At 65.2% G+C, this 1,020-nt stretch carries 1 protein-coding gene; it reads right to left on the bottom strand.

All coding sequences use genetic code 11. From position 1 onward, the window contains the following. Positions 1-1,020, bottom strand: a 1,020-nt coding sequence (locus tag ON27_RS24265) for an AMP-binding protein (RefSeq protein WP_043732376.1), incomplete at both ends; no start/stop codon positions are given.

Genomic DNA, 1,020 nt, shown 5'->3' on the forward strand with positions numbered 1-1,020 from the left:
CCGACCACATGGATCTCACCGGCCACACCCACCGGCGCCGGACGCAGCCGCCGATCCAGCACATACGCCGACAAGCCCGGAATCGCCCGCCCGATCACACTGGCCGCCTCCCGCGCGTCACGCTCGGACACCGGCAGGAACGACACATGCACCGTGGTCTCGGTGATGCCGTACATGTTCACCAACCGCGCCCGGTCACCGTGACGCTCATACCAGCGGCCCAGCTTACGCAGATCCAGCGCCTCACCACCGAAGATCACATACCGCAACCCCAGCTCACCCGCACCGGCCGCCCGATCGGCCTCGGCCAACTGATAGAACGCCGACGGAGTCTGGTTGAGCACCGTCACCCGCTCACCGATCAGCAACTCACGGAACTGTTCGGGCGAACGCGAAGTCAGATAGTCGACCACCACCACCCGGCCGCCGTGCGCCAACGCGCACCACAACTCCCACACCGAGAAATCGAACGCGAACGAATGGAACAACGTCCACACATCATCAACACCGAACCCGAACAACGGCTGCGTGTTGGCCAGCAACTCCACCACATTCCGATGCGCCACACCCACACCCTTCGGCACACCCGTGGAACCAGAGGTATAGATGACATACGCCAAATTGTCCGCACGCAACGGCGCCACCCGCTCCGCATCACCCACCGGCGCATCCGAGTGCGCCTCGGCATCCGACAACAGCACCACCGGCAACTCACCCGCAGGCACCGCCTCACGCTGCTGCGCGGTGGTCAGCACACACACCGGGGCCGCGTCCTCGAGCATGAACTCCAGCCGCTGCACCGGATAAGACGTGTCGATCGGCAAATACGCCGCACCCGCGGTCAACACACCCAGCAACGCCACCGGCAGTTCCTCGGTACGCGGCATCGCCACCGCCACCAACGATTCAGGCCCCGCACCCTGAGCGATCAACGCCCGCGCCACCCGATTCGCCCGACGCTGCAACTCACCGAACGTCAACGAACACTCACCGAACCGAATCGCCACCGCATCCGGACGC

The organism is Nocardia asiatica NBRC 100129 (assembly GCF_000308415.1).
GTDB classification, from domain to species: Bacteria; Actinomycetota; Actinomycetes; order Mycobacteriales; family Mycobacteriaceae; genus Nocardia; species Nocardia asiatica.